This window comes from Pseudomonas sp. 22515, assembly GCF_052044625.1.
Lineage (GTDB): Bacteria > Pseudomonadota > Gammaproteobacteria > Pseudomonadales > Pseudomonadaceae > Aquipseudomonas > Aquipseudomonas alloputida.
This window is the reverse complement of record NZ_JBQENN010000027.1, coordinates 73,552-81,036: the sequence shown is the minus strand read 5'-3', so window position 1 is coordinate 81,036 and position 7,485 is coordinate 73,552. Positions and strand designations below refer to the sequence as shown.

7 protein-coding genes are annotated in these 7,485 nt (G+C 59.5%); 3 read left to right on the top strand and 4 right to left on the bottom strand.

Going from position 1 to position 7,485, the window contains the following annotated elements:
- On the bottom strand, positions 1-257 hold a 257-nt coding region (locus ACTJJN_RS22245; protein ID WP_440781224.1), incomplete at its 3' end, for a hypothetical protein.
- Between ACTJJN_RS22245 and ACTJJN_RS22240 the strand changes: the two genes are divergently transcribed.
- From ACTJJN_RS22240 to ACTJJN_RS22230, 3 genes are all read left to right on the top strand, one after another.
- Positions 153-1,310 carry an ISL3 family transposase gene (locus ACTJJN_RS22240; protein ID WP_425312121.1) on the top strand — a complete coding sequence of 386 codons (1,158 nt, stop codon included), beginning with the start codon at positions 153-155 and terminating at the stop codon, positions 1,308-1,310. The two genes, ACTJJN_RS22245 and ACTJJN_RS22240, sit on opposite strands and share 105 nt — an antisense overlap.
- Positions 1,311-1,490: 180 nt before the next feature.
- Positions 1,491-2,210 (top strand): monalysin family beta-barrel pore-forming toxin, encoded by a 720-nt coding sequence (locus ACTJJN_RS22235; RefSeq protein ID WP_012051356.1) that lies wholly within the window; start codon positions 1,491-1,493, stop codon positions 2,208-2,210.
- A 19-nt stretch (positions 2,211-2,229) separates the two neighbouring features.
- Positions 2,230-2,943: a monalysin family beta-barrel pore-forming toxin gene (locus ACTJJN_RS22230; protein WP_014755484.1), complete on the top strand. Its 714-nt coding sequence runs from the start codon at positions 2,230-2,232 to the stop codon at positions 2,941-2,943.
- 62 nt (positions 2,944-3,005) lie between these two features.
- On the opposite strand, the gene leuA is transcribed toward ACTJJN_RS22230, so the two are convergent.
- From leuA to xseA, 3 genes are all read right to left on the bottom strand, one after another.
- Complete coding sequence (gene leuA, locus ACTJJN_RS22225; RefSeq protein ID WP_003255035.1) at positions 3,006-4,679, bottom strand: 2-isopropylmalate synthase; 1,674 nt, start codon at positions 4,677-4,679, stop codon at positions 3,006-3,008.
- A gap of 467 nt (positions 4,680-5,146) precedes the next feature.
- Positions 5,147-5,974 carry a M23 family metallopeptidase gene (locus ACTJJN_RS22220; RefSeq protein ID WP_012051358.1) on the bottom strand — a complete coding sequence of 276 codons (828 nt, stop codon included), beginning with the start codon at positions 5,972-5,974 and terminating at the stop codon, positions 5,147-5,149.
- Positions 5,975-5,977: 3 nt separating this feature from the next.
- Complete coding sequence (xseA, locus tag ACTJJN_RS22215) at positions 5,978-7,357, bottom strand: exodeoxyribonuclease VII large subunit (protein WP_029611814.1); 1,380 nt, start codon at positions 7,355-7,357, stop codon at positions 5,978-5,980.
- Between the last annotated feature and the right edge of the window lie 128 nt (positions 7,358-7,485).

Sequence of the window (7,485 nt, the reverse complement as noted above, 5' to 3'; positions counted from 1 at the left end):
CTTTTTTTTGGTTCTTCACGGAATCCCGGGAAAGACAGAAACAAGAACGCCGGTTTGATGGATGATGTTCGTGCGAGCAAACACATCAACAAACCGGCGTTCTTGTGCACGATATTAATACGTTTCTGCCCTTTTGGGAGGGCTTTTCTGTCATTGCCATCAGGCCTGACGGCGACGATCTGCTGATCGACCTGATTCCGCAGCCCACTAGGTTCCCCACCTGCAGCGGCTGCCATCAGCCCAGCACCGCCATCCACGAATACTGCCAGCGCTCGATCCGTGATCTCCCCATTCTTGGCCATGCGGTACGGTTGAATGTGGAACTGCGGCGCGTTGGGTGTCGCGCATGCGGCAAGCGGATGGAGTCAGTCAGCTGGCTTGATCGCTATTCGCGTATGACCCAGCGCTTGGCCGAGGCCGTGATCCAGGCTTGCCAGCGGCTGCCTACCCTGCACGTCGCCGAGCTGTTTGACTTGCATTGGGACAGTGTGCGCTTGCTGGAACGACGAGCTCTACAAGCCGCTCTAGAGAAGCTACCAAAGGCCCAGCCCAGGCGCCTGGTGATGGACGAGTTCGCCCTGTTCAAAGGCCATCGCTACGCCAGCGTGGTGCTGGACGCCGATACCCGCCGGGTGCTGTGGATTGGTGAAGGACGTAGCAGAACGGCTATCAGGCCCTTCTTTGAAGAGCTGGGGCCAGAAGGCTGTGCGCGGATCGAAGCAGTGGCGATGGACATGAACACCGCATTTGACCTAGAGGTACGCCAACACTGCCCTCAGGCACGCGTGGTCTACGACCTGTTTCATGTAGTCGCCAAGTATGGGCGCGAGGTGATTGACCGGGTACGGGTCGACGAAGCCAACCGTCTGCGCCATGACAAACCCGCGCGCAGGGTGATCAAGCAAGCACGCTGGCTACTGCTGCGTAATCCGGAAAATCTCAAGCGAGAAGATCAACAGGTGCACCTGAGGGATCTGCTGTCGGCTAACCAATCGCTGATGACGGTTTATCTGATGAAAGCAGAGTTAAAAGCGCTGTGGTCGCCCACCACCGCCTGGGGTTGGCGATCAGCCTGGAAGCAGTGGCTGCGTCTGGCTGATGAAAGCGCGATACCGGCACTGAAGCAGTTTGCTAAACGCCTGAAGGGATACTGGCGCGGCATCTTGAGCAGGGTGCGATGGCCAATGCATACGGGCCAGCTGGAAGGCATCAACAACCGGATCAAGGTGATCAAGCGGATGGCTTACGGCTACCGGGACAGCGAATTCTTTTTCATGAAGATCAAGAATGACTTTCCCGGCAATCCGTGAAGAACCTTTTTTTTATCCGTTGATTTCGTTGTCTGCTTTGCCACCTGACGGCTGACGTGCCGGCCCTCAATACGTGATCACGCCCCCATAAACACTTCCTGGTGAGGAAACATGAGCGCCTAGGCGCAGAACTCAACAGTTAATAGTCTCACGCCTTCAACTATTGTTCAGAGGTGTGCGATGACAGGCTTCGAGCGTTTGTCACCCGATGCGTTCCCCGTTTTAAACGGTTCATACCTGATTGAAAGGTACCTGCTCAGCACGGACGAGTTTCATCCTGGATGTTGGATAGAAGGTGAAACCGTCTACGGTGGGTTTGGGTTTCCTTCAGGAAAAAAGAAGGTATTGACCCGCCCGGTTTTCGCCTACTTCGACTACGTGGGCACCTATAAAACATTAAGTGCTGGAGACTGTGAAATTGATCTGTCCCGTGCCAGTGGGCATGAGGTCTGGTTTGCACATGATGCCGAAGGCTTTTCTGCGCCGAGTGGAATCGGGCTGGTAAGCGTAAAGTCAGATCTGCTCTCCGGCTGCTCTGCCGAAGAGTGGCGGCCGTTATCATCGGTTGGGCATACCGTGCGCGTAGCGGGAGCTGAATGCTATGTGGCCTACCAGTTGAAACTGGTCTATGCGCATTGGGTAAAACAGGGCGATGCCCAGTGCTCTGAGCTGTTCAAGGTACAGCCCGTGCGTGTGCAAGGCGACAACAAAGGCGTTTTCTTCCTTTCTTCCGTGGCCACAGACCTGATGTGGGTAGGACATGGTTCGGATAACACCAAAGCGCCAATATCACGACAGGCGTTATATCACCTGATATTCAATCTTGCTTATGGCGCAGCGGGTGACGCCGGCTGGAGTTTTAATGATCAGGCGGCCAGCAACCGCTTCCTGCAATATTGAGTGGATGAGGTCATATTCAATGAGCGATTTGATGAATGAAATCAGCCGGTACCCCCTGAAAAGAGGGTCTTTCGAAATCGAGCAGTACCTGATAGGTGATCAGTTGCATGCCGGTTGCTGGGTGGATGCCGATACCACCTACGGTGATGTCAGGTGTGGTAACTATGACTGGGCCACTTACACGCGGCCAGTCTTTGCTTATCTGCAACATGTGGCCACGATACGATCCAATGTGCAAACGGAACACGAGCGCGAAGTGGTAGTTTGCGAGGGCTTCAGCAAGAGTTTCTCCCAAGGCGTCGAGTTTAAGGTAGGCTTCTCTGCTGACTTCGGCCCGGCGAATGCGAACGCTGAACTCACTGCCATGTTTTCGGTTTCTGAAACGGTGAGCGGTTCGGAGTCAACCAAGCGCTCATTGAGAGTGAAGGGCGATGGGACCATCATGGTGTATCAAGTGCACATGGTCTACGCGCACCACATGACATCCGCTGGCGTGCTTGCTGGATACGTACCCTATACCAAGAGCTCAGATATATTCAATGACGATGGGCGGCTGGTGCGGCAGGACATCACGATGCTTTCATCGGTGGTTTGCGATCAGCTTGTTCCGGTCAGGAATGAAAAATCAATAAAGCCTCTGACCTGGAGTCAGGTTAACCAAGCGGTCTTGTTCAATCAATTTGAGAAAGCGCCAGGTGCCAGACGCTGGACTTTTGATTTCTCGGTATTTTGATTAACGTCGTAATGAAAAAAGCCCGCATTAAACCAGCGGGCTTTCTGCCTGTAGTGGTTTGATCAAGCCGCTTTTGCTTCCTGCTGGCTCAGCGAGCGGTTCAGCGCGCTGAACAGGGCCTTGAAGCTGGCCGTGGTGATGTTCTCATCGATACCCACGCCATGCACCGGGCGGCCACCGGCCACGCGCAGTTCGATGTAGGCAGCTGCCTTGGCGTTGGTGCCAGCACCAATCGCATGCTCGTTGTAGTCCATGATCTCCACGGCAATCGGCAGGCCGGCCACCAGTGCTTCCAGGGCGCCGTTGCCCTTGCCGCGCCAGTGCAGGGTGGTTTCGCCTTCACCGGCAACTTCCACTTCCACAGCGCTGTGGCCGTTTTCTTCCTGCAGGCGATGGCTGACCAGTGCGTATGGCGCGTTGGCCTGGAGGTATTCCTTGTGCAGCAGGCTGTAGATCTGCTGGGCGGTCATTTCCAGGCCCAGGCGGTCAGTCTCACCCTGCACCACCTGGCTGAATTCGATCTGCATGCGACGCGGCAGGCTGATGCCATATTCCTGCTCGAGCAGGTAGGTAATACCGCCTTTGCCCGACTGGCTGTTGACGCGGATTACCGCTTCGTAGCTGCGGCCGATGTCGGCCGGGTCGATCGGCAGGTAAGGCACCTCCCACAGTTCCCCATCCTGCTGCTTGGCGAAGCCCTTGCGGATGGCGTCCTGGTGCGAGCCGGAGAACGCGGTATGGACCAGGTCGCCCACATACGGGTGACGTGGGTGTACTGGCAACTGGTTGCACTCTTCGACCACCTTGCGCACACCGTCGATGTCGGAGAAGTCAAGCAACGGGTCGATGCCCTGGGTGTAGAGGTTCAGTGCCAAGGTCACCAGGTCGACGTTACCGGTACGCTCGCCGTTGCCGAACAGGCAGCCTTCGGCACGGTCGGCGCCGGCCATGAGGCCCAGTTCGGTGGCAGCGATGCCGGTGCCGCGGTCGTTGTGGCAGTGCAGGCTGATGATCACGCTGTCGCGGCGGCTGACGTTGCGGCAGAACCACTCGATCTGGTCGGCGTAAATATTTGGCGTGGACACTTCCACGGTGGCCGGCAGGTTGAGGATGATCTTGTGTTCAGGGGTAGGGTTCCACACCTCGATGACCGCGTCGCAGACTTCCTTGGCGAACTCCATTTCAGTGGCGCTGAAGGTTTCTGGCGAGTACTGGAAGGTCCACTGGGTTTCCGGCTGCTGAGCGGCGTACTTGACGAACAGCTTGGCCGCGTTCACCGCGATGTCCTTCACGCCTTGCTTGTCCTGATTGAAGACGATGCGGCGGAACGACGGGCTGGTGGCGTTGTACAGGTGGACGATGGCCTTCTTCGCACCGCGCAGCGATTCGAAGGTGCGGGCAATCAGGTCTTCACGTGCCTGGGTGAGCACCTGGATGGTGGTGTCATCCGGGATGTGGCCGTCCTGGATCAGGGTGCGCACAAAGTCGAAATCGGTTTGCGAGGCAGACGGGAACGAGGCTTCGATCTCCTTCACGCCAACCTGCACCAAGGTCTTCCAGAAGCGCAGTTTCTTCTCCGAGTCCATCGGCTCTATCAGCGACTGGTTGCCGTCACGCAGGTCGGAACTGCACCAGATAGGTGCCTGGGTGATGGTCTTCGACGGCCAGGTACGGTCAGGCAGGTCGATGGTCGGGAAAGCGCGGTATTTCTTCGAAGGGTCTTTGAGCATGGTCATGGAAGCAATCCTTTTGTGTGCGGCCGAGATCGGGCCTGCCGAGCGATAACGATATGAAGAGGCGAGGCGACGCGATTCAGCCTGGTAGTCGGGCGCTGACCAGGCAGAGGCTGCGATGTTGTCGGAGCAGGATGAGGGTGCTGAAGGTTTTCATGCCTTCAAACTTAACCAGTGGGGTGGGGGATGGCAAGCGTTCGGGAAAAATTGAGAGGAATGCTTAAAAAAAGTAATTAGGCGAGATTTTATGGCTTGAATCTGCTGGGTGCTTATTGATTTTTGCGCAGTATTTTTCGATGGCGCAACACAGTTGAACTGCTGTCGACTGCGCTGGCCTCTTCGCGGGCATGCCCGCTCCCACAAGTATTGAGCTGTGTCTGAAGGCTTCGCTCCCACAAGTATTGAGCTGTGTCTGAAGGCTTCGCTGTACCTGTGGGAGCGGGCGTGCCCGCGAAGCAGGCGCCGCAGTTTCAGGGCTGGAACGCGCCAATGAAAATCGCCGGGTCCACCCGCGCATCGTTCAGGCTGACGTTCCAGTGCATGTGCGGCCCGGTAGCCCGCCCGGTCGAGCCCACGCGTCCGACCACCTCGCCACGACGCAGTTGCTGGCCCACCTGCACATCGATTTTCGACATGTGGCAGAACATGCTGATAAAGCCCTGCCCATGGTCGACGAACACCGTGCGGCCGTTGAAGAAATAGTCCCCCACCAGAATCACTTTGCCATTGGCGGGTGTCTTGATCGGCGTGCCTGCCGGCACCGCAAAATCTAGCCCCGCATGCGGGTTGCGTTCTTCGCCGTTGAAGAAGCGGCGCACGCCGAACTTGCTCGACAGCGGGCCGTTGACCGGCTTGTCGAGAACCAGGTTGCTCGGCAGGTTAGGGCTGAAGCTGCGGTAGGCCTTGATCTGCTCGGCCAGTTCACGGTCGATGCGCTTGAGGTCGGCCGGGTTCGGGTTGACCTGGCGCGTGTTCTTCAGGGTGATGCGCTGCTCAGGGTACGTCTTGCTGCCTACGCTGAAAGGCAGGGTGCGCCCGCCCTGGTTCAGCACTGCGGTGCCGGGCTTCTGGGTCAGCGGGATGCCGACGATGGCCAACCAGTTGTCCTGCTCCTTCACCACCAGCACCGGTTTGCCGTCGAAACGGGCGCTGGGTGCGTTGGCGGCGGGGCCCAGGTCGACGACTGCCACACCGCCAGGTACCGGTTTGTTCAGTGTGCGGGTGATGTAGCTGGCCTGGGCGCCGCCGGCCAGCAGCAACAGGGAAAGGGCAAGCAGGGGCGCGAGCACGCGGGGCATGTGTCAGTCCAGTAGTGAGAGGGTGACCGGGGTCAGGTGGTTGTCTTCGACCCGCACCAGCAGCTCGCCTTCGTTCAGGCGGGCGGTCAGGCGTTGGCCGTTGCGGGTCTGTTCCGCGCTGCGAATGGCCTGGCCTTGTTCATCCAGCAAAATGCTGTATCCGCGGGCCAGGGTGGCCAGCGGACTGACCACCTGCAGTGTCTGCAACTGGGCCTGGAACCGCTGGCGACGGTCCTTGAGCACCTCACGCATGGCCCGTGGCAGGCGCTCGGCCAGGCTGTCCAGGCGCTGGTTCAGCAGTTTCAGGTTACGCCCCGGATGCTGCGCGGCCAGGCGGGCGTCCAGGCGTGCCAGGCGTTCGCGGCGCTGGTTGAGGTTGAGCATGAACGCGCGACGCAGGCGCATGTCCAGGTCGTCCAGGCGTTGAGCCTGCTGGCGCAAACGCTCGCCTGGGTGACGCAGGCGGCGGGTGAGTGACTCCAGGCGCAGGCGGTCGTGGGTCAGGCGGTTCTGCATGCGCAGCAGCAGGCGCCGTTGCAGGCCATCCAGGCGTTGCCGAAGGCCGCTGTTGTCAGGGGCCAGCAGCTCGGCGGCAGCCGACGGGGTGGGCGCGCGCACGTCAGCCACGAAGTCGCTGATCGACACGTCGGTTTCATGGCCCACGGCGCTGACAATTGGCGTGACGCAGGCGGCCACGGCACGCGCCACGGCTTCCTCGTTGAAACACCACAGGTCTTCCAGCGAACCACCACCACGCGCCAGAATCAGCGCATCGAAGCCGAGGCTGTCGGCCAGGCGGATGGCGCGTACGATCTGCGCGATGGCTTCGCGGCCCTGTACAGCCGTAGGGATCAGGTTCAGCTCCACCTGCGGGGCACGGCGGCCGAACACACTGATGATGTCGCGGATCACCGCGCCAGTGGGCGAGGTGATGATGCCGATGCGCTGCGGGTGAGCCGGCAGTGGCTTCTTTCGTTCGGTGCTGAACAGTCCCTCGGCACCGAGCTTATCCTTCAGGGCCTCGAAAGCCAGGCGCAGCGCGCCATCACCGGCGGGCTCGACGGTGTCGAGAATCAGCTGGTAGTCGCCACGTCCCTCGAACAGCGAAACCTTGCCGCGCACCCGCACCGCCAGGCCGTCTCGCAGCGCCTGGCGTACCCGCGTGGCGTTCTGCCGGAACAACGCGCAACGCACCTGGGCGCCGCTGTCCTTGAGGGTGAAGTACATGTGGCCGGACGCCGGGCGGGCGAGGTTGGAGATTTCGCCTTCCACCCACACGCTGCGGAAAACGTCTTCCAGCAGCACGCGGGCGCGGCCGTTGAGTTGGCTGACGGTAAGGACCTCGCGGTCCAGCCCGAGTCGTTCGAAAGGGTCTTTGATCATGGCAGGCATCATAAATGACATCGGCCCCGGTTGTCTGTCTTGCCCCTACTGTCAGCCTTGACCCCATCCTTGTGGGAGCGGCCTTGCGTCGCGAAAGGGCCGCAACGCGGCCCCGGCACTTCATGCGG